Genomic DNA, 20,443 nt, shown 5'->3' with positions numbered 1-20,443 from the left:
ATTGGTAGACGCGCTGGATTTAGGTTCCAGTATCTTAGGATGTGAGAGTTCAAGTCTCTCCTTCCGCACCATGTTCTTACCTAGAACTAAAACTATTCCAAATTTAGCGTTGGGATATCGCCAAGCGGTAAGGCACCAGGTTTTGATCCTGGCATTCCCAGGTTCAAATCCTGGTATCCCAGCCAATTTCTATATTATCCTGTACTCTTCTTCATTAGCATATTTGTGTATAAACTCATTAATGTTTACTGGCTTGCTAAAATAATACCCTTGCAAATAATCACAATCCATTAGCGTTAATGTTTGTTTAAGATCGTTATCTTCTATTCCCTCTGCCACCACTTTACAATTAAGTCGCGTCGCTAAAAACAATGTCGATTCAACAATCGCGTAATCTGCTATTTGAGTCAGCATGTCTTTTATAAATGACTGATCTATTTTTATTTGGCTTATTGGTAATTCTCGCAGTAATACCAAAGAAGAAAAACCAGTACCAAAATCATCTACACTAAATTCAAACCCTCTGCTATTTAGTTTTTGCATCATAGTGCGGGCGGCTTCTAGGTTTGTCATCATAGCGCATTCGGTTATTTCAAAAATAATTGCGTCGCTTAGCGTTGGGTCATGCTTAACTAGTTCTTCAACAAACTCATAAAACTCCGGGCTTTCTAAATCTTTAGTAGAAAGGTTTACATGCAACGAACCTATAAACCCAGCTGCTTTTAACTCCTTTAAATGCTTTATTGTTTCTAGTAGCACCCATTTAGAAATATTTAATATCAACCCACTTTGCTCAGCAATGCCAATAAATACTTCTGGACTAATAAATGAGCCATCACTTTGCGGCCAGCGTATTAATGCCTCTGCACCATGTACTTCATCGGCTCTGGCATCAAAAATAGGCTGTAAATAAAGCTCAAATTCGTGGTTTTTAATGGCGTGCTTAATACGTGAGGTCATATTTGAAAGCTCATTTGCTCGGGTGCTCAGCGCCTCAAAGTAATGTACATACAGTTGCTGTGTGTCTTTAGCCTCATGCAGTGCTAAGTCTGCTTGCTTTAATAGCTCATTAGCGTGCGACGAGTGATTCGCAAAGGTTGTTATTCCCACAGTCACGTGTACACGTAAGCTATGCTCGTAAATATGAAATGGGTGTTTAGTTGATTTTTTTATTGCTTCAATACATAAATTAATTGCCTCATTGGCTGAGCTATCAACAATAAGTGCAAATTCATCGCCACCTAAACGGTACAGCTTGGCTATTCCCACAATATTATGGCTGAGTGTTTTTGAAAAAATGCTTAACAGCATGTCCCCTACTTTATTGCCGTATGAGTCATTAATCGATTTAAAGCGGTTTAAATCTATAAGCATTAAATAAAACGAAGGCTCGTACTTAACTTGTTTGTTAAGCACCTGAAAAAACTTTTTTCGATTAGGGAGGCCGGTTAAGCTGTCGTTTTCGGCAAGGGTTCGTTGACGTTTTGCAAAGCGGTCTATTTTTAAAATACTTTTATAACTGAGCTGAATAACTAAATAAACAAAAGCGCCCCCGCCAAATAAAATTAGCGATACGCTCATAGCAATAAATCCGGCAATATCGTTATTTACAAAATAATAAAGTACATACCAATAACCCACTATAAAGCTAAAAATAAGCGCCAGTAGCAAAATCCACGAAACACGGTTAGTTTTTTTACAAATTTTTATTGTTGGCACAATGCTCAGCGTTAGTAGCAAAGCGCCGACAATGAGTATAAAAATAAAAAAATTATCCACAAACACACAACTTTTAATTGGTTAGTAGTTTGAGTATGGCAAAAAAACGCAATAACGGAATAAATTAATAGTGACAACTATGCAGGTGCCCAAGTGGCATAAGAAAGGGAGTGACTGGCTGTGCATTTATTAATTTAGCCAATCACTTAAGCGGATTTAATTAAGCTCCCCACTAATGGCGTATTTTAATACCCAGTTTTTTAAATGACCGGTATTGTTAGCCATTTTTAAAAACTGGCTGCGTGCCCATTTTAGTGGCGTAATTTGATTAGAAAAACCAAAGTAACACGCATCCATCATGCTCATCATTAATAGGTTGGCTTTACGGCGGCTTCGCTCGTATTCTTTTAGTTTTAGCGGGCAACCAATATCATCAGCGTCTTCAAGTGCCTGTGCGAGTGCTACCACATCTTGAAAGCCTAAATTAACGCCCTGCCCAGCCAGTGGGTTAATTGTATGAGCCGCATCGCCCACTAACACCAAACGCCCATTAGAGTAATTATTTGCATGCTGACGGGTAAGCGGAAATACCGCATGGTTTTGCACCTCAAAATCCCCTGCAAGAAGCGGAAACTTATTTAAAACATGCGCTTTAATTTGCTCAGCCGTTAACCCTTTAAAGTTTTGTAAGGTATTAGCGCTGTCGTACCAAATTAAATTAGCGTATGGCGCCTGCATAGGTAAAAATGCTAACGGGCCTGTAGGGGTAAATTGTTGCCACGTTTTTACTTGCTGCGGCGCATCTAGCTTTATTAGTACGCCCATGCAGTGCTGCTGATACTGCCACCCTGTTACACCAATATTTGCCTTTGCTCGTAGCTGCGATTGCCCGCCATCGGCCGCAATAACTAAGTCAGCAGTGTAACGGGTATCGCCATAAATGAGGGTGATTGACGTTGTGTCTTGCTCAATAGCGCTTAAAGGTGCTGATTGTTCAATAACCTCAATATTATAATGCGCAAACTGCTGCCAAAGGCTTGCTTGTATTAAATTGTTTTCGATTAAATGACCTAAGTGCGAAGTATTAATATCGGCGCAATCAAATAATAGGTTGTCGCCACCGCGCTCAAATGCTTCTAACTGCGTGTAAGGTGCTAATCGATTTTGCCTTAAAATAGGCATAGCCCCTAGCTCGTCCAGCAGGTTTTCTGAAAAACGGTTAATAGCCGATACCCGTATATCTACCTGATCACTTGCTAAAATGGCGTCGGCGTTAATCAGTTTTTTTTCTATTATTTGTACTGATTTTCCTTGCTGTGCAAGCTTTATGGCCATGGCCGCACCGACCATCCCAGCGCCTACAACAATCACTTTGTTTTGAGTCATGTTTTTCATCATTTGGTTAATACGTGAAACTGTTTTGATTGTACCGTAACTCGCCGCATTAGTGCGAGAGTATATAACTATCACGCTATTAAACTGCCTGTGTATTGATTTGAGATCACAAACATGAAAACTATACTTGGATCTGGGCGGGTATCCAGCTAAAATACGCGTCCTTTAAGTGAGCAACCTTGCTCCTTAATCCCGTTTTAAGCACATTTTTGTGCCACTACCGAATTGAACACGAGGCTATATTTCAATGAGCAAAAAGCTGCATATCAAAACTTGGGGTTGTCAGATGAACGAGTACGACTCTCAGAAGATGGCTGATCTTTTAGATGCAACCAACGGCTACCAGCTAACGGAAGAAGCAGCAGACGCCGACGTTATTTTACTTAACACCTGTTCAATTCGTGAAAAAGCGCAAGAAAAAGTATTTCACCAATTAGGTCGCTGGAAGTTATTAAAAGACGACAAGCCAGACTTAATTATTGGTGTAGGTGGTTGTGTTGCCTCACAAGAAGGTGACTCTATTCGCCAGCGCGCACCGTTTGTTGATGTTATTTTTGGCCCACAAACATTGCACCGTTTACCAGAAATGATTAAACAAGTGCAAGGCGACAAAGGCTCATCGGTGGTTGATATTTCGTTCCCAGAAATTGAAAAGTTTGACCGTTTACCAGAGCCAAAAGCAGAAGGCCCGTCTGCATTTGTATCAATAATGGAAGGTTGTTCTAAGTACTGTACTTTTTGTGTTGTACCTTATACCCGTGGTGAAGAAGTTAGCCGCCCATTAGATGACGTATTATTAGAAGTTGCGCAACTTGCCGAGCAAGGTGTACGTGAAGTAAACCTGCTTGGTCAAAATGTAAATGCATACCGCGGTGAAACACACGATGGCGAAATTTGTTACTTCTCAGATTTAATCCGTTATGTAGCAGCGATTGATGGCATAGACCGTATTCGTTACACCACCTCGCACCCGGTAGAGTTTACGCCAGATATTATTGATGCGTACGCTGATGTACCAGAGCTTGTTGATCACTTACACCTACCTGTGCAAAGTGGTTCAGACCGTATTCTTAATTTAATGAAACGCGGCCATACAGCGCTTGAGTACAAATCAACAATACGTAAGCTGCGTAAAATTCGCCCTAACTTAAGCATGTCGTCAGACTTCATTATTGGTTTCCCAGGTGAAAGCAAAACAGACTTTGAAGCCACAATGAACCTAATTAACGACATTGGCTTTGATATGAGCTTTAGCTTTATTTACAGTGCGCGTCCAGGGACGCCTGCCGCCGACTTACCTGATGACGTATCAGAGCAAGAGAAAAAAGAGCGCTTATACCTATTACAAAACCGTATTACACAAATGGCACAACAAATTAGCCGCCAAATGTTTGATACAGAGCAACGTATTTTAGTTGAGGGGCCTTCTAAAAAGAACCCAATGGAATTACGTGGCCGCACCGAAAACAACCGTGTAGTTAACTTTGTTGGCCCACACACAGTGATCGGCCAGTTTGTTGATGTACGTATTACCGAAGCGTTACCAAACTCTTTACGTGGCGATTTAATTCGTACAGAATCAGAAATGAACTTACGTCGTGATATTGCTCCTTCAGCTATTTTAACAAAAGCTGCAAGCGTTGAGCCAAAAATCGATACAACCAACGAAATTGGCGTAGCTACTTTCGTACCGTAGTTGTATAAATTCATTGCGCCAGTAACCCTTACTGGCGCACCCGAATAGGAAGTAATTTTGAGTAATCAGTTAAAAACATTAGAGATTTATTTAGAACCTGCCGACAACAAACGCCTTTCTTCTTTATGTGGCCCGTTTGACGAAAACATCAAACAAATTGAACGCCGCCTAGGTGTTGAAATAATCCACCGCGACAACTTTTTTAAAGTAACAGGTAAACTGCACTCAAGTGCCGCGGCCGTAGACATTTTAAAAAACCTTTATGTTGATACTCAACCTGTTCGTGGCGAAATTGGTGAAATAGAGCCCGACAACGTACATTTAGCCATTACCGAATCAAAAGCCTTAGAACAAGAAGTGCCGCAAAGTGCGTACGGCAAAGAAATGTTTATTAAAACCCGCCGTGGCGTAATTAAACCGCGTAACGACAACCAAGGTTTGTATGTTGCTAATATTTTGCATCACGACATTACCTTTGGGATTGGCCCTGCCGGTACAGGTAAAACATACCTAGCAGTTGCAGCCGCAGTAGATGCCCTAGAGCGCCAAGAAATACGTCGTATATTACTTACCCGCCCAGCGGTAGAAGCTGGCGAAAAACTAGGTTTTTTACCAGGTGATTTAAGCCAAAAGGTAGACCCATACCTACGCCCTCTTTACGACGCGCTATTTGAAATGCTTGGCTTTGAAAAAGTAGAAAAGCTTATTGAAAAACACATTATTGAAATTGCCCCACTTGCTTACATGCGTGGCCGTACACTAAATGATGCGTTTATTATTTTAGATGAAAGCCAAAATACCACCGCCGAGCAAATGAAAATGTTTTTAACCCGTATAGGCTTTAACTCTAAAGCAGTAATAACGGGCGATATAACACAAGTTGATTTACCACGCGGTGCGCGCTCAGGCCTTCGCCATGCAATAGAAGTACTTAGCGATGTTGAAGAAATTAGCTTTAACTTTTTCCAATCGCACGACATTGTTCGCCACCCTGTTGTTGGCCGTATTGTCGAAGCCTACGAGCGCAATGACGAAAGCGAGCGACTAAAGCGTATAGAAAAACAAAAAGCCAAAGAGCAACTTGCCGCTCAACAGCCGCCTTCTACTAAAGAGTAATACCGTGAGCACCGAATTAGATTTACAAATAGCGTGTGAGTTTGACAACCTCCCAAGCGAAGAACAATTTGCACTGTGGGCCGATAAAGCCCTGAGCAAGTTTCGTGATGAATCTGAGCTGAGCATCGTTATAAGCGATGAAGCCCAATCACAACAATTAAACAATGACTACCGTGGTAAGAATAAACCAACCAACGTGTTGTCGTTCGAATTTGAAGCACCGCCAGGCATTGATTTGCCATTAGTAGGTGATTTAATAATTTGCCCAGCCATTGTATTAGCTGAGGCAATCGAGCAAGAAAAGTCATTTCATGACCACTTTGCCCATATGGTTATTCATGGATGCTTGCATTTACTTGGATTTGACCATATAAAGAGTGAAGACGCTTTTGAGATGGAAAGCATAGAAAAGCAATTACTTGCAGAGCTAAACATAGCTGACCCATACCGGGACGAAATTTAAATTAACGGAGCATTTAGACGCAATGAGCGACGATAACTCGCAATCTAGCCAGGGTTCTTCTGGCAAAACGTGGATGGGCCGCATAGCCCAAATGTTGCAAGGGGAACCCCAGAATAGAGAAGAGCTGGTTGAAGTAATTGCTGACGCGCAAGAGCGTGACGTAATCGACCCAGAAACCAAAGAAATGATCGAAGGTGTGCTTGGTGTATCCAAGCTTAAAGTGCGCGATATAATGATCCCGCGCTCACAAATGGTCACACTTGAGGTCGACAGCCCCCTTGAAGATTTGATCCCCATGATGGTCGACTCCACCCACTCGCGTTTTCCGGTGGTGTGTGAAGACAAAGACCACGTTGAAGGTATTTTGCTCGCAAAAGACTTGCTGCCGCTTATTTTAAATAAAGATGAGCACCTACCCTCACTGCGCGAATATTTACGCCCAGCCATGGTAGTGCCAGAAAGCAAACGCGTAGACACCCTACTAAATGAATTTCGTCAGCAACGCTACCACATGGCTATTGTCATTGACGAATACGGCGGTGTATCGGGCCTTGTCACCATTGAAGATATTCTTGAAATAATTGTCGGCGAAATCGAAGATGAACACGACGAAGAAGAAGATCAACAAGATATTCGCCAACTTGCTAAGCATGTATACGTAGTACAAGCGCTCACCCCTGTAGATGACTTTAACGAGTACTTTAAAACAGGTTACAGCACCGATGAAGCCGACACCATTGGCGGCACGGTACTACACGCATTTGGCCATATGCCAAGTCGCGGCGAAACAATTGAAATTGACGACTATCAGTTTAAAGTAACTAATTCTGATAACCGTCGTATTTTACAACTGCAAGTCACCGTTCCTAAGGTTGATGAAAACGACAGTGAAGAAACTACTAACTAAACTCACCCTGTTAGTAAAAGATAAAAAAGCATGGCTCGCACTGGTTGCGGGCCTTATTTTAACTTTTGGCTACGCCCCTTACCAAATTTGGCCCATCGCATTTTTTAGCATTGCCGCCATTATTTTTTGTATTAACCCAAACAACACAGGCAAAGCGCACGCAAAAAGCGCTGCTAAATATGGCTTTATATTTGGCTTAGGTTGGTTTGGCGCGGGTATTAGCTGGGTGCATGTATCTATTGCCACCTTTGGCGGCATGCCGCTTATAGCATCGCTCTCGTTAATGGCTTTACTGTGCTCATATTTAGCCCTGTTTCCGGCGCTGGCGTTTTGGGCTGCAACTCGCTTTGCAAGTGGCCCTAAAAGCATGGGGGCACTTCTAATTGCCACCATAGCCATTAGTGAATACTTACGTGGACACTTACTGACCGGCTTTCCGTGGCTAAGTTTTGGCTATACACAAACAGATGGCCCGCTTAGGCTGCTTGCCCCTTATATTGGCGAATTTGGCTTAACGCTTACCTGTGTTGCCATTGGTTTTGCCCTTTACAGGCTCACCCAAAAAGATTTTAAAACCCCATTAATAAGCGCAGCCGCTTTAGCGTTACTTGTTATTGGCGCATTAAATACCGGTAATAATCACTACTCAGGTAAAGAAATGTCGACCTTATTGGTACAAGGTAATATTAAACAACACCTGCGCTTTGAACCCAGTGAGTTTTGGACCACCATGAGCAAGTACCAAGACCTAACACGCCCACATTGGGATGCCGACCTAGTGGTATGGCCCGAAGCCGCAGTGCCCGAAATAGAAGCCCTTGCCGACACGTACTTAGCCAATTTAGACAGCGCGGCCTCGTTTAATAAAACCGCATTAGTTACCGGTATTGTTGACTACCAACTCGACACCAAAACCATTTACAACACCCTTATTGTGGTAGGTAATAAAGAGCACAACGACGAGCGCGGCCATTATCGCTACCTAGACAAAAACCGCTACCGTAAGCACCAGTTGTTACCTATCGGCGAATTTGTACCATTTCAGGATATACTGCGCCCTATAGCGCCATTATTTGATTTACCTATGTCATCGTTTACGCGTGGCGATAGAGTGCAAAATAACCTACGCGCCAATGGATTTAATCTGCTACCTGCGATTTGCTACGAAATAGTATTTGCCGATTTAGTACGCGGTAATTACCAAAGCGACTCTGACTTGCTGTTTACCGTAAGTAACGACGCGTGGTTTGGCGACTCCATTGGGCCATTACAACACATGCAAATAGCCCGCATGCGCGCATTAGAGTTACAACGCCCGCTGGTACGTGTTACCAACAATGGCGTAAGCGCCGTATACGACCCAATAAGCCACACACAACAAACCATGCCACAGTTTGAAGCTGCGACCATGAAAGCCGATATAAATCTTATACAAGGCGACAGCGTGTACAGCCAATACGGCAATGTGTTTGTATGGGGATTTGTGGTGTTGATGATGATCGGTGGAATTGGGGTTAGGTTTAGAAAGTGAATGGAAGTTGATAGCTGTGTAAAAAACAGCTATTAAAAAGAAAGGTGTTTTTTGTTGGGTTTCGCTTCGCTCTACCCAACCTACAATAATTACTTTTTGATCCAACCTATGCTTAAAATATAGCGAGTACCTTGCTCTATTTTTAATACTTGATGCCGCTCAATATCGGGCCTGAAAAGTTTAATTCGACTGTAATTTATAATCGGGTTTTCACACATAAACTCACCACCCCTAGCGGCATGCTTCAATACAACATTAAGCCTAAAGTGCCTGCCAGTTTTAACTTCATCGGTATGCGGCTTTATTTCACTGCCCTGCGGGAATTTAATTAAGTATGCATCCAATTTAAAAGGGAAAAGCATGTAGCACAATAACATTTTATCGTAACCCGACTTTTGTCGCCCACGTTGCCAACTAAATAATTTATTTGCCATAAACTACACTTTCACTTGTTCTGAAAATCCCTTAGAAAGAATATCAAAACCACTTAAATTTCAGTTTGGCAGAGTGTACTCTGCTCGCCTGTGGTCTTAGTAGATTGCAATGAATATCAATATAGCTACTCTTATTCGGTTCTATAAGTATGTCATCGCTTTTACCTAAACAATTACCAACAAATTTGCCATTCTTATCAAATGTAGAAGCAATTACTCCAGCTGCGTATATGCTTTCGTTGGTTATATTTTTTAGCTCTGCAGTTATTCTAACCCGCCCATTTTCTTTAAAAATATCAGAAAGGGTAAGTTTGTAATCATTACTTAAATCAGACGTGCTATCTAATGTTTTATTAGAAACCTGCTCTTTAAATCCACTCTCCACCTCAGCAGCTATTGTGAGCGCGTATACACTGATGCCACCTAGAGTTGCTATTACAAACCCTGCTCCCCAAAAAAAACCCTTTATAATCTCATTAAAATTATTACTCATTTAATTCCCTTTTAATTTTCCCACTGAATTTAGTAAATAATATACCCAAAGCAACCCTTTTTTTTCCTACTAAGTTTATAAGTTAAAGTTTACCTTTTTAATAAGCTTTTTAACCCATAATACCAACTAAGCGCAGCGACTGTGCCATGAGTTTCATCTTTAAAGTAACGTTGATTAATAATTAGATTATTGCTTGGGTGCGCTTTTAACTTTTTAGCAAACGCTACACCCCATTGGTAATTTGTTTTACCAATTTCGCCAAACGCTTCGTCATTATTTGCAAAGGTAAAATATACATTGCCATTAAGCGGCTTATTTATAAGTTGTTTCTCATCAAAATAACGGTTTAGGTAGTTATTATCCCACAGGTAGGTTGCATCAATTATTAAGTAATCTGTAAATAGCGCATGGTTGCTAAGCAATACATAGCTGGCAAACAAGCCACCGAAGGACTCACCTATTAATACGCGTTTAGTTGATGTTCGGTAATTTTTATTAATGAGAGGAATAAGTTCTTTTTCAAAAAAGGCACTGTAATTTGAGGCGTTGCCAATATTTTCAAACTTTTCAAGAAGCTCACCGTTAAATGTCCAATCAACATTGGTTGGGGTAAAGTCACGCTCTCTTATCGCATTTTGACTATTAGGAATGGCTACTATAATTGCTTGTTGTATTTGCTGCTCAAGCCGCTGAGTACTAAGTGCCTCGACTAGCCCAGCGACAGCTTTTAGGTGTGTTTGGTCACCATCGAGCAAGTAAATAACTGGGTATGACTGATTGGGGTTTTCATTGTAGCTTGGTGGTAAATAAACGCTAAAACTGCGTTGTTCATTTAAAATTACAGACTCAAGCTGATAGGTTTTGGCTAAAGTAATAGGCTCTGAGGCATTTACATTTATTGTAAAAAATAAATATAAAAATATTATTGATAAGACTTTCATACATATCCTTGTATTAAATTAATAGCTAACCAAGAAGAAACGCCCGCCCTTCTTTCAACAATCAAAACACCGCTTTTATTGATAAGCTATTCCTTAGCTCTTGAGGCTAACTTTTTATATATTGCATCTTTATCGCGTTTACCAATTGCGAGTACATACACCACAACTTCGTCATCAATAACTTCGTAAGCAAGGCGATACCCTGCCGTACGCAATTTTATTTTATAAACATTATCAAAGCCGCGTAATTTAGAGGCTGGGACATGCGGATTATCTAAGCGCTCAGCAAGTTTCTTTTTAAACTGGCTTTTAAGTGGTGGCGCAAGTTTTTCCCACTCTTTTAAGGCTGCTGGTAAAAACTTTAACTTATAAGTCATCTATACTAACTTCAACCGCTTGAGATAAATCGCCTCTGCGGCTCTCAACAACTTTAGTTAGTTCATAATCATCCAATTGTTCCATAAGTTGCTCATACATTTGTGCAGGCACCAAGTAAGCTGCAGGCTTATTATGATTTAATATGGCTATTGCAGCGCCATCAGCTTCATTTAAAAGCGCGGTTGGGTTTTTTTTAAGTTCTGAAATACTTGCCGAACAATCAGCTAAAACCTGTCTCATATAACACCTATAAAGAACTAAATTAAGACCTTATTTTAGCCCTTTTTTTATCTAAAGCTATATATTTTATAATTGCTTATTTTCTAAGTAGTTTTTAAAGTCTCTTGTACCGTTTGTGCATTTACAACCTGGTTCACACTGCCCTGAATAACTACAGTCGCTGATATTTTATCTTGAATAGCTTGCCTGTTTGGGTCCCAGTACACTTGTAAAAAGCCTAATAAACCTGTTGCAAAACCGGCGCCGTATCCACCGTATCTGCCAAAACAATCAAGCATACCTAGTGGCTCGCCATTTAGTGAGACCACCCGAATATTACATACTTTTTTACCTGGGGTTTGTCCGCGCCATAATAACGAGAACAACGTAAAGTATACGGCAGCCCAACCAAAACCAAGGCCTAGGTCTTGAATAATGCCTTTACCCCATTGCAAAATGCTGGTGACAGGTTTGGTTTGCTCGCTTTTAGTTTCAGCTTTTTCAGTGATATTGCTTTTATGAGTTATTTCGCCCGAAATGCTTTCTCGCTCTGTCTCATTATTTTTAAAATCATCTGCCGCAACGGGCTCATCATCAGATATAGCCATTAAGTGCAATAATGTGCGCGTAACTTCAATACCTCCTACGTTTTGCATTTCAGCAAGCGCTGGTAATTGGCCAACTAAATTTGCTCGAGCAACGCTTTGGCAAGCGTCATCACAGTTTTTATCGTCGTCTGTTTGTGTTAAATAGGTGCGTATTATTGCTTTATCATGCTCGCTTAGCTCATCGTTTTGCTGTGTTTTTTCTAGTTGAGGTGTTTGAATAGCGGTATCGCCTTCAAAAAAATCAATCGCTAACGAGAGTACAGTTAGTGAACTTACAAATAAAAAGCTCGCGGCAAAAAGCTTTAGGGCTCTTCGCCAAAACGACGACATTTTTGGAAGATATTGCTGCGCAGTGCCTTTATAAAAAGCCATGGCAGCCACAAAAGCAATTAAAGTGGCGCTTAACTTAGCGGCCATAAATATTAAAGTGACATCAATAGTCATCGCCAATGCACGTTTAATTGGGCTCGCTAATGGAAAACCTAATAACGCTTGGTCAATTTTAAAGGCATACGGGGTGATCACGTCTTTGGTTTCAGAGTCTGATAACGCGAGTTGCTCTATCTCTTTGTTTTTCATTTTTATGTTTTTAAAATGGGTAAGCTATTTAACTTACGCGCTTTTTATTGTTATATCAATCCGCTTAATTAAGTGATCTATTTTGCGAATTGGTATTAGCTCAAGTTAAAGCTATTGATTTACCAGCATAAAAAATGGGCTGCATACATGCAGCCCTTAAAATACTTTATTTATAAATAATTAAGCGGTTGGGTAATCGGTATAGCCTTGCTCTGCACCACCAAATAAGGTGTCGGGGTTGTGGCTATTTAGCGGTTTACCTTGCTCTAAACGTGCTGGTAAATCTGGGTTAGACACAAACGGGCGACCAAAGCCAATCATGTCGGCCCAGCCTTGTGCTAGGGCTTCATCGGCACGTTCTTTAGTGTACTTACCTGCATAAATTAATACGCCGCTGTACGCTTTACGAATAGCCTGTTTAAATTCAACGCTCATTAAAGGGGCATCATCCCAGTCGGCTTCAGCAATGTGCATGTAGCCCACGCCAGCGTCGTTTAGTGCTTGAGCAACGGCTAAATATGTTTGCTCTGGGTTATCATCAACCGTGCCGTTAAGCGTGGTAAGTGGTGCAAGCCTTACACCTACTTTTTGACTACCAATTTCATCGCTTACGGCATTTACAACCTCTGTTAAAAAACGCAAACGATTTTGCACACTGCCGCCATATTCATCAGTACGGGCATTTGATTGCGAGTCTAAAAATTGGTTAATTAAATACCCATTAGCGGCGTGTAGCTCTATGCCATCAAAGCCTGCGTCTACTGCATTTTTAGCCGCTTGGCGAAATTCGCCTAGTACATTTTCAATATCTTGCTTGCTCATTTCACGCGGTAACTGAGTATCTACAAAGCCAGGTTCGCCGTTTGTATCTACAAATACTTTTACGTCTTTTGCAGCAATGGCCGATGCTGATATAGGCTGCACACCGCCTGTGTTATCGCTGTGTGTTACGCGCCCTACATGCCAAAGCTGCGCAAACATAACGCCACCAGCATCGTGCACTTTGTTGGTCACCGTGCGCCAACCTGCGACTTGCTCGTTTGTGTAAATACCTGGTGTCCAGGCATAGCCTTTACCCAGCTCACTTATTTGTGTGCCTTCGCTTACTATTAACCCAGCACTTGCTCGCTGCGCGTAATAAGTGGCCATTAAATCATTGGCAATGTCGCCAGGCTGCGTTGAGCGCGAGCGAGTCATTGGTGGCATAACAATACGGTTTTTTAAAGTTTTACCTGCAAGTTCTATGGGTGAGAAAAGTAACGTCATAATGCCTCCTAAGTTTGATGGCGCTCATAATAGCGCAGCTATATAAATTCAAAAATAGCAAAAAACACAAAATAGCTTTGTTGTATTTGCAAAAGTGTCTACTTATTCTTCTGCTGAGCATTACATACAAACCATTTAAAAAGTCATGCTAGTGCTAGAAAACTCAATTGATACAATATAACATACCAACAAATACCTATTAGTAAGTAAAATTAAATGATCAATAAACTGCCCGTCACAGTGTTATCAGGCTTTTTAGGCGCTGGTAAAACAACCGTACTTAGCCATATTCTTAATAACCGACTAGGAAAAAAAGTGGCTGTTATAGTCAACGATATGAGCGAGATAAACATAGATGCAGCCACAATTAAAAACGATGTATCGCTCAATCACAGCAACGAAAAACTCGTCGAAATGAGCAACGGCTGTATTTGCTGCACACTACGAGAAGATTTACTTGTTGAAGTGGGTAAACTTGCCAAAGATGGCCGTTTTGATTATCTCGTCATTGAATCAACAGGCATTTCAGAACCTCTACCGGTTGCCGAAACATTTACCTTTGCCGACGAAAACGGTGTTTCTCTTGGTGATGTTGCCACCCTCGATACCATGGTAACCGTGGTTGATGCGGTTAACTTTTTAACCGACTACGAACAAGCAAACGATTTACAAGATACTGGCGAATCGTTAGGAGAAGACGACGAGCGAAGCGTGGCCGACCTACTTGTTGATCAAGTTGAATTTGCCGACGTTATTTTAATTAGCAAAACTGATTTAGTCACCAATGAACAGCTCAATAAGCTTATTGCCATTTTAAATACGCTTAATACTCAAGCTAACATTATTCCCATATCAAACGGCAATATTAATATTAATGAAGTGCTCAATACGGGCTTATTTAATTTTGCACGCGCCCAACAAGCACCAGGTTGGCTTAAAGAAATGCGTGGTGAACACATTCCCGAAACCGAAGAGTATGGTATTAGCAGCTTTAATTATACGGCGCGCCGCCCATTTAACCCTGAGAAGTTTTATCACTTTTTGCACAACACCGAGCAATTTGGCCAGCTCATTCGCTCTAAAGGGTATTTTTGGCTCGCAACGCGCCCTTTATTTTGCGCGCAGTGGAGCCAAGCAGGCGGTATAGCTCATTACGGATTTACAGGCATGTTTTATAAAGCAATTCCTAAAAAAGACTGGCCCACAGAGCCCGAGCTACTTGCTGATATAAACAGTAAATGGGTAGAGCCCTTTGGTGATATGCGTCAAGAACTTGTATTTATTGGTCAGTCGTTAAATAAACAAGCCATGATTGAGGCGCTTGATGACTGCCTACTGCCAGAAGAAGCTGTGCTTAAAGGTAAAGATTTTTGGAAAACCTATAACGACCCGTTTCCTATTTGGGAGGAAGTGTAATGAATGCCCTAGCTCCAATAACGGCGCAAATAAAACCCACTGAGCAACTCCACCGAAGAGCTGCTGAAGAAAGTAACGCCAATGTATTGCCACACATTTATGACCAAAACACTAACATCGTTATTTGGCTAAGAGACCTTGAACAAGCATTAACAAATGCCGTTAATACACTCATTAGCACTAATGCTATAAAACCACTTGAGCTTGCGGTATCACCCGATGATGCGTTTGATAAGTTAGTTACTGCACTTAAACCAGATGATAATAACCGCGAAAAAACTGATGCGCTGTGTAAAGACATAGCATTATTAGTTGAAATGTTTTGCTGCCTATTTGATTTAAAACGCGCCGGTTTAAGGCTAAAAATATTAGATAAACCTATGTGCCCGCGCTTTCATGTAGACAAAATTCCGTGCCGATTAGTGACAACTTACCAAGGCGTTGCAACGCAGTGGTTAAATCACAACGATGTAGACCGCTCAAAGCTTGGAACTGGTAATTTGGGTAAGCCCGATGAAGAGTCTGGCTTATTTAAAAGCCTAAATAATATTAATCAGCTAAATCAAGGGGATGTTGCCCTGCTTAAAGGTGAGTACTGGGATGAAAACGAAGGCGCAGGGCTTGTACACCGCTCTCCACCGGTGGCTACAAGCGAGCAACGCTTGTTGCTCACCCTCGATTTTATTTAAAGTTTGTTATGGTGATAAACGCTGCACTAATGGGCGTTTATCACCCTCGCGATTACTTCGTACAACCCTTGTGTATTTACCGGTTTAGAAACAAAATCATCCATGCCTACACTCAAACAGCGCTGCTTATCATCTTCGTAGGCGTTTGCGGTAATAGCAACAATGGGCACATGTGCCTTTGTGTTTACCTCGTTAGCCCGTATTGTTTGGGTGCACTCGTAGCCATCCATATTAGGCATTTGGCAATCCATTAAAATTAAATCAAAGCGATTACCTTCAAGTACTTTTAGCGCTTCTATGCCATCGGTTGCCATCACTAAGTTTACCTTTGTAGGCTCTAGCATTTTTGCAATTACTTGGCGGTTAATGGGGTTATCTTCAACCAGTAAAAGTGTTTTATCGCTTAAATTAGGCAACGACTTCGCCTGTTTAACGGGCTCTGGTTTGTTGGACTGTGCTTTAGGTGCACTTACGTAAAATTTAAGTACGCTGCCTTTGCCTGGTTCGCTGTTGAGGGTAATTTCACCCTGCATTTTTTTAATTAACCCTTGGCTAATTGCTAAACCTAACCCTGTACCACCATACTTACGTGCCACACCTACATCAGCTTGTGTAAACTCACTAAATAACAACGACTGCTGATCTTTTTCAATACCAATGCCGCTATCGGCTACGCTTATTAAAAGTTGCTCGTTTTCATAATCAAACGATAAGCGCACAAAACCACGCTCGGTAAACTTATACGCATTAGAGAGCAAGTTAATAATGACTTGGTTTAAACGTAGGTCGTCTACTTTTACGCAATCTGGCAGCCTGTCGCTTTGACTAACAATAAACTCGACGTGATCAGAACTTACAATGGGAGAAAACAACGACTTTATATTGGCAATAAACGGCGCAAGGTTAGTCGCCCGAGGGCTAATTTCCATGGCGTTAGCTTCTATTTTAGAAAAATCTAAAATATCGTTTAAAATTTTCAGTAAGTTTTGTGCGCTTTTTTGCTGCGTATTTAATAGCTCCCGCTGCTCATCGGTTAATGAATTATCGCGCAATAAAACCTCTCCCATGCCTAAAATACCGTTCATAGGGGTGCGTAGCTCGTGGCTCATATTGGCTAAAAATTGCGACTTAGCAACATTGGCTAAATTAGCCCTATTTACCGCTTTTTTAAGCTCTGTGGTTTGTTCTGCTACTTTGCCCTCTAGCTGCTGATTAAATTCGTTCAGCTGGGTATTTAACCCTTGGTTTCTGATATTAGAGGCTTGTAGGTTTTCTATTGAACGCTGAAGCGCATTAGCTAGTAATTCAAATTGCTGTTGTAGCTGCAATACCTCATGCCAGCTTGAGTCTGTATTAAACTTATGTGTTTTGGTTTTACCAAAGCTTTGCATTAGCGTAGTTAGGCTAGTAATTGGCTGCACTAATAAATTAGCAAGTTGGTGTATAAAAATAACCACCATAAGCATCAATATCGCACTTAACAAAATAGTGGGTAGCCAAGCTTTTGCCACCGACATACTTAAATGCTTACGATTATAAAAGGTAATAACTTGCCAGTGGTTTTGTGGGTCAATGTACCTAGAGCTGTGGTACACCTCGTTTTTGGTTGAACGAAATAGGTTTTTATCACCTAAATTACTGGTATTAAAGCCCTCCCCGTTAAAATGGCTCAGTATTTTAAATTCATCAAGGGAGCTAAATACCACTTTTTGCTGCGCATCTAGCACCACTAAATCGCCCGTGTACTCAAATAAGTTAGGTATAAACCGCTCTAAGCGGTCTAACTTTAACGAGCCCTCTACCACACCATAAAACGTATTGTTACGGTATATAGGTGCCGACAGCGCCACAATGGCCTCGTTACCTAGGCCGCGACCTTGAAACACACCACTGGTATAACCCAGAGGGAACTGCTGAGCTTGAGTAAAGTATGCTCGGTCTTTAACACTACGCTGCGCAAGGCTAAGCCCCTCTATTAAATCGCTGGGCGAGCTAAGCTCTACAAAGCCATCTGGGTTTGCATACAAGCTGGTGGTAAAGCCTGGAAATAACGACATTAATCGTTTGAGCTGCACATCGCTTGCAGTGCCCGCACTTATTGCGTCGCTACTCATAACAATGGCGTTTTTATGAAATGCTAAATAATCATTTAATTGCGTGCTAATAGACTCGGCTTTTTCTTTTAGTTGAGCGTTTACTTCATACTCTAAGCGCGCATGATGATCGTTTACTAAAATTACACTGGTTAGCAATACCACTAAAATAATAATGACACTAACCACATAGCTTAAAATTTTTGCCAGGGGCCGACCCTGATACGCACGGCTAGCGTAAGGTACAAATACACTAACTAAATCAACCACCGCCAAGCTTATTAGCGCGTTAATTAAGTACTTTGATATCGCTACTATTAGCGTTAACCAGGCCAAGCCAATAACAAATTGGCCTATAACCCATACGAAGGGTAAACCAATACATAGCCAAAATACGCTACCCAGAGGAAGAATAGGTTTAGAGCGGCGTAAGCAAAAAGCATAAAGCCAACAAAGCTCAAGTAAATACACAATACTCGGCCAACAATGGCCCCACCTATAAAGTAAAAAACCAGAAACAATGGCAAGGCTTAGGCACGCGTAACGCAGCCCAGTAAATACTAAGCTGCATAAAACAAACAATTGCCCAAACAAAAATTCGGAGCTGTCGAAAAAATACAATGGCGAGAGATTTACTAACCCGCCTAATAACCCTAATAAAACAGCGAGTGTCCACTTACTTCTTTGCGGCATTAATCAACCTTGGGGCACTTTGTTAACACTTTACATGTTAAAATTAATGTAATTTTTACATTATTACGTACAAGGCAAGGGTTGTCTAGCAGCAATAAAACAGGAACAGATACACATTACCCCCTGTCAAAAAGCGAGTAGCCGCAGGTAACTAAATAATTTAAAAAGAAAGGTGTGCAAATAGCCCTTCACTTAGAGGGCAGGTTATAGGGCGTGCTAAATATTTAGCAATTTAGGCTTGTGAACGCTCTCAAAAAGCGTGTTATGTGTTTTTACACTTACTCTTTTTATGGCTGCCACTTAAATTTAACTTAATATCCTTAAGCATAGGCTTAGCATTTGCGATTGCTAAATAGGCATTAGCTAACGCTTCTGGAGCTGCGCAATAATCTACAATAAGTATTAATGTTGAAACATTGAGTGACTGTAATTTATTGCCAAGCTCAGTAGATGTGAGTTTTGCTTTGGCGTTGCTAATTAAGTAATTTGATTTTTTTACATAAATAGTGAATGTTTCATCTGCTAGTGCAGTAAACGGCAATAATAAAAACAGTGTGAATGTAAAAATGAGGTAGAGCGGTAATAGTGGAAAATCGATACTCGTAATATTAAATATTTAACGGTGTCACTAAGGAATAATTTAAAAGGAATGTATTTTCACCCAAATGAGGAATTTGGGTGGCAGTCTTACCAGCCACATCTCGGCACACACGTCACAAACTGTGGCTGCTCCCTTCCGGGCCTGACCAGGTTCGCCTGCTAGTGTTGCGAGAGGACCAATAAGACTACCATTGAGGGCCTTGGTTGGCGCGGGAAGGATTATCTCTACTTTTGGTGTGTTATTCAAGGGATAATCAAAAAAGAAAGTGCGATTGCATACTTCATATACAATCGCGGTTAAAAACAGCCTTTAATGCCTATTAATTACGCTCTAACTCGGCTTTAATTTTACGCAGTGCTGCTTTTACTTTTTTCATGTTTTCTGGGCCCATACGTAACAGCTGTTTTTGTGCAGCCGGTAATTGCTCCCATTCAGAAAACGCATACTGATAAGTAACCGAGTCTCGCAGTAGCGGTAACTCGCCTTCTGGCTCCGGTGTATCAAGTAATAACTCAATAGCATCTTCTAGCGTTTGATTAAATTCATCATCGCCGTAACCAATTTCACTGTACGCGTTGTTGATTAATGGCTTGTACTGCTCGTACATACGCACAGCTTGGGCGGCGCTCAAGCTCGTAAATACTTTTACATACGGTGTATAGCGCTCGTAGCTGTTAGGGTCAATTGTTAAAATGTCTCCTTCGTTTACGCTAAATTCTTCTTCGGGTTTAACCACTGGCGTATGCTTTTTAGCAATTTTGCCTTTGGCTATGTTGTCTATAAATACGACGCCACGGCGAATTACATCGTCGGTTACTATTAGGCTCATTACCGAGTCGCTTAGGTATTCATCCATTTTGGCAACCACTACGGTGTCGCTTTCATCAAGCGTTGGTAATGGCTCTACAACCGGCTCTGGCTCAGCTGGGCGCTGAGCAGGCACGCTTAGCTCAGCTGGCTTTTCAGGCTTAACTGATGGCGCATCTACCACAGGGTCGTTTTCTGGCTTTAGCTCCATCACTGGCTGTTCTTTTGGTGTTTGCTCTACCTCTGTGCGAGTTTCTGGCTCGTCAGTGGGCGATAGCAGGACGAACGCAGCGGCACACACTAAAATAATTAAAATAATAACGGCGAATAAAAAATTGTTTTTAGGCGGACGTTTTTGAACATCTGACGCTTCTGGTTTATCTGACATACAAACTCCAT

The 20,443-nt window shown here is 41.3% G+C and carries 18 protein-coding genes, 1 tRNA gene and 1 other RNA gene; 8 read left to right on the top strand and 12 right to left on the bottom strand.

What is annotated here, in order from left to right; all coding sequences use genetic code 11:
• The first annotated feature begins 110 nt into the window (after positions 1-110).
• Positions 111-185, top strand: a tRNA-Gln gene (locus MTF68_RS13605).
• Positions 186-189: 4 nt separating this feature from the next.
• Here the strand turns inward: MTF68_RS13605 and MTF68_RS13600 are convergent.
• Both MTF68_RS13600 and MTF68_RS13595 read right to left on the bottom strand, forming a co-directional pair.
• Positions 190-1,779 (bottom strand): bifunctional diguanylate cyclase/phosphodiesterase, encoded by a 1,590-nt coding sequence (locus MTF68_RS13600; protein WP_055253088.1) that lies wholly within the window; start codon positions 1,777-1,779, stop codon positions 190-192.
• A 156-nt stretch (positions 1,780-1,935) separates the two neighbouring features.
• Positions 1,936-3,117 (bottom strand): FAD-dependent monooxygenase, encoded by a 1,182-nt coding sequence (locus MTF68_RS13595; RefSeq protein WP_248462873.1) that lies wholly within the window; start codon positions 3,115-3,117, stop codon positions 1,936-1,938.
• A gap of 244 nt (positions 3,118-3,361) precedes the next feature.
• On the opposite strand from MTF68_RS13595, the gene miaB reads away from it, so the two are divergent.
• The 5 genes from miaB to lnt are packed head-to-tail and all read left to right on the top strand — an operon-like array spanning position 3,362 to position 8,827.
• Entirely contained in the window at positions 3,362-4,810 is a 1,449-nt protein-coding gene (gene miaB, locus MTF68_RS13590; RefSeq protein WP_029774570.1) for a tRNA (N6-isopentenyl adenosine(37)-C2)-methylthiotransferase MiaB, read from the top strand.
• 57 nt (positions 4,811-4,867) lie between these two features.
• Positions 4,868-5,926 carry a PhoH family protein gene (locus MTF68_RS13585; RefSeq protein ID WP_004589461.1) on the top strand — a complete coding sequence of 353 codons (1,059 nt, stop codon included), beginning with the start codon at positions 4,868-4,870 and terminating at the stop codon, positions 5,924-5,926.
• Between the two features lie 4 nt (positions 5,927-5,930).
• On the top strand, positions 5,931-6,389 hold the full coding sequence (gene ybeY, locus MTF68_RS13580; RefSeq protein WP_024033864.1) for an rRNA maturation RNase YbeY: 459 nt from the start codon (positions 5,931-5,933) through the stop codon (positions 6,387-6,389).
• Positions 6,390-6,411: 22 nt separating this feature from the next.
• Positions 6,412-7,296 carry a CNNM family magnesium/cobalt transport protein CorC gene (corC, locus tag MTF68_RS13575; protein WP_004589463.1) on the top strand — a complete coding sequence of 295 codons (885 nt, stop codon included), beginning with the start codon at positions 6,412-6,414 and terminating at the stop codon, positions 7,294-7,296.
• On the top strand, positions 7,277-8,827 hold the full coding sequence (gene lnt, locus MTF68_RS13570) for an apolipoprotein N-acyltransferase (RefSeq protein WP_248462773.1): 1,551 nt from the start codon (positions 7,277-7,279) through the stop codon (positions 8,825-8,827). Before corC ends, lnt begins: the two co-directional genes overlap by 20 nt.
• Before the next feature lie 89 nt (positions 8,828-8,916).
• On the opposite strand, the gene MTF68_RS13565 is transcribed toward lnt, so the two are convergent.
• The 7 genes from MTF68_RS13565 to MTF68_RS13535 form a co-directional block, all read right to left on the bottom strand.
• Positions 8,917-9,261, bottom strand: coding sequence for a 2OG-Fe(II) oxygenase (locus tag MTF68_RS13565; protein WP_126007659.1), 345 nt, complete (start codon positions 9,259-9,261; stop codon positions 8,917-8,919).
• A 43-nt stretch (positions 9,262-9,304) separates the two neighbouring features.
• Positions 9,305-9,754, bottom strand: coding sequence for an FxLYD domain-containing protein (locus MTF68_RS13560; RefSeq protein ID WP_248462772.1), 450 nt, complete (start codon positions 9,752-9,754; stop codon positions 9,305-9,307).
• 89 nt (positions 9,755-9,843) lie between these two features.
• Positions 9,844-10,695: an alpha/beta hydrolase-fold protein gene (locus MTF68_RS13555; RefSeq protein ID WP_248462771.1), complete on the bottom strand. Its 852-nt coding sequence runs from the start codon at positions 10,693-10,695 to the stop codon at positions 9,844-9,846.
• 86 nt (positions 10,696-10,781) lie between these two features.
• Positions 10,782-11,072: a type II toxin-antitoxin system RelE/ParE family toxin gene (locus MTF68_RS13550; RefSeq protein ID WP_064386099.1), complete on the bottom strand. Its 291-nt coding sequence runs from the start codon at positions 11,070-11,072 to the stop codon at positions 10,782-10,784.
• A complete protein-coding gene (locus MTF68_RS13545; protein ID WP_004586953.1) occupies positions 11,062-11,313 on the bottom strand; it encodes a type II toxin-antitoxin system Phd/YefM family antitoxin in 252 nt (83 codons plus the stop codon). The genes MTF68_RS13550 and MTF68_RS13545 overlap by 11 nt, the downstream gene beginning before the upstream one ends.
• A gap of 83 nt (positions 11,314-11,396) precedes the next feature.
• Positions 11,397-12,479, bottom strand: a complete 1,083-nt coding sequence (locus MTF68_RS13540; RefSeq protein WP_248462770.1) for an RDD family protein — start codon at positions 12,477-12,479, stop codon at positions 11,397-11,399.
• Positions 12,480-12,659: 180 nt separating this feature from the next.
• The gene (locus MTF68_RS13535) at positions 12,660-13,745 is read right to left on the bottom strand and encodes an alkene reductase (RefSeq protein ID WP_004586951.1); all 1,086 of its coding nucleotides are present in this window, start codon (positions 13,743-13,745) and stop codon (positions 12,660-12,662) included.
• A 216-nt stretch (positions 13,746-13,961) separates the two neighbouring features.
• Between MTF68_RS13535 and zigA the strand changes: the two genes are divergently transcribed.
• The gene (zigA, locus tag MTF68_RS13530; protein ID WP_248462769.1) at positions 13,962-15,161 is read left to right on the top strand and encodes a zinc metallochaperone GTPase ZigA; all 1,200 of its coding nucleotides are present in this window, start codon (positions 13,962-13,964) and stop codon (positions 15,159-15,161) included.
• Positions 15,161-15,850 carry a DUF1826 domain-containing protein gene (locus MTF68_RS13525; protein ID WP_248462767.1) on the top strand — a complete coding sequence of 230 codons (690 nt, stop codon included), beginning with the start codon at positions 15,161-15,163 and terminating at the stop codon, positions 15,848-15,850. Before zigA ends, MTF68_RS13525 begins: the two co-directional genes overlap by 1 nt.
• A gap of 26 nt (positions 15,851-15,876) precedes the next feature.
• Here the strand turns inward: MTF68_RS13525 and MTF68_RS13520 are convergent, their stop codons facing one another.
• The 3 genes from MTF68_RS13520 to MTF68_RS13510 form a co-directional block, all read right to left on the bottom strand.
• Positions 15,877-18,636, bottom strand: a complete 2,760-nt coding sequence (locus MTF68_RS13520; RefSeq protein WP_248462766.1) for a response regulator — start codon at positions 18,634-18,636, stop codon at positions 15,877-15,879.
• Between the two features lie 685 nt (positions 18,637-19,321).
• An RNA gene (gene ffs, locus MTF68_RS13515) (signal recognition particle sRNA small type) lies at positions 19,322-19,418 on the bottom strand.
• Between the two features lie 138 nt (positions 19,419-19,556).
• Positions 19,557-20,432 carry a DUF3014 domain-containing protein gene (locus MTF68_RS13510; RefSeq protein ID WP_248462765.1) on the bottom strand — a complete coding sequence of 292 codons (876 nt, stop codon included), beginning with the start codon at positions 20,430-20,432 and terminating at the stop codon, positions 19,557-19,559.
• Between the last annotated feature and the right edge of the window lie 11 nt (positions 20,433-20,443).

The organism is Pseudoalteromonas sp. 2CM37A (assembly GCF_023161885.1).
In the GTDB taxonomy this organism is placed as follows: domain Bacteria; phylum Pseudomonadota; class Gammaproteobacteria; order Enterobacterales; family Alteromonadaceae; genus Pseudoalteromonas; species Pseudoalteromonas atlantica.
This window is presented reverse-complemented; position numbering and strand designations above follow the sequence as displayed.